Source organism: Streptomyces sp. NPDC050625 (genome assembly GCF_040654755.1).
Lineage (GTDB): Bacteria > Actinomycetota > Actinomycetes > Streptomycetales > Streptomycetaceae > Streptomyces.
This window is the reverse complement of record NZ_JBFAIQ010000129.1, coordinates 1-1,079: the sequence shown is the minus strand read 5'-3', so window position 1 is coordinate 1,079 and position 1,079 is coordinate 1. Positions and strand designations below refer to the sequence as shown.

At 67.6% G+C, this 1,079-nt stretch carries 3 protein-coding genes; 2 read left to right on the top strand and 1 reads right to left on the bottom strand.

Annotation, left to right across the window (positions count from 1 at the left end; genetic code table 11):
- Window positions 1–73, bottom strand: a 73-nt coding sequence (locus AB0I54_RS48220; protein WP_363302767.1) for a helix-turn-helix domain-containing protein, incomplete at its 3' end; no start/stop codon positions are given.
- A gap of 275 nt (window positions 74–348) precedes the next feature.
- Between AB0I54_RS48220 and AB0I54_RS48215 the strand changes: the two genes are divergently transcribed.
- The gene (locus tag AB0I54_RS48215) at window positions 349–774 is read left to right on the top strand and encodes a hypothetical protein (RefSeq protein ID WP_363302766.1); all 426 of its coding nucleotides are present in this window, start codon (window positions 349–351) and stop codon (window positions 772–774) included.
- 114 nt (window positions 775–888) lie between these two features.
- The coding region (locus AB0I54_RS48210) for a hypothetical protein (protein ID WP_363302765.1) at window positions 889–1,079 on the top strand (191 nt) is incomplete at its 3' end.

Here is a 1,079-nt window from a genome sequence, read left to right as displayed (position 1 = left end):
GCGACAGCTCAGCCGCCTGCCCGCCCGTGGGATAGAAGCGGTACCTGAAAGCCCGCTTCACCGTCTGCGTCATACTTCACATTCTATCAACTCCCATGTGAGCGGCGGAAGTCGGTCGGTGGATGGTGGACGCCGGTCCGCCTTGGCAGCGAACCGGCTTTCCCTGCCCTGCTCCCCAGGACCTTCGTTTCCTCCCCCGGCCTGAAGGCCAGGGTATCCACGAAGGAGAGCCCCGATGACCGAAGGCGACACGGGAACCGCTGTGCCGTACACGGATGCGGCTCGGGCGAGGCTGGTGATGTCCTATGAGGCGTGCGAACTGGCCGACCTTACCCGTGTGTTCGTTCCATGGGCGAGAACGAGTTGAACCTTGACGGCACCAACCCCTCGCCGGGCACCGTACTTGCCGATGCCGCCCGAGTGGTCGCAGCCGCGGAGCGGTTCTTCCAGGCCGCGGCCGTGTTCGAGCGGATGAGCAGTGCCGACTGGCAACTCATCGGCGATGTCTTGGAGGTGTCTGCGCGTGCCGCGCGGATGCGCTTCGCGAGGGCCGAGACCGCCTTTCGAGAAGTACTCTCCCCCGAAAGGAGCCCAGTTGCCGGTGAGGCGGAGCGGCTGCATGCCTACATGGCCAGAGAACCGCTGGAAATAGCCTTCGATCTCGACGACTGGGTCCTGCGCCACGCGGACGGCGACAGCGATCTCGGCGCCATGCCGGTATCTGGCGGCCTGGTCCGAAGGGACCCTCGACCACGCGCCGGACCGGACTTCTGACGCGTGCGGGAGGCCGTTTCGAGGAGCACTTCGGAAACGCTCCTTACGCAGCGCCCGCACATCGCCGCCGCCCACGGCCTCCGATAGCTCCGCTCGGTCCTGAACTGCGAGGACATGGTGACCCTGAAGACGGCGCAGGTGGACGCCCGGTTCACCGAGGCCGACGTCCTGCCGGGGACACGCCGGGCCTCGGTGTCACGGTCGACGAGACGGTTCTCGGCGAGCCGCAGCTCACCTGGGGCGACTGACTGGCCGGACGCCGAGTGCGGCCCGCCCGTCGCTGTGACGACGGGCGGACCGCACCC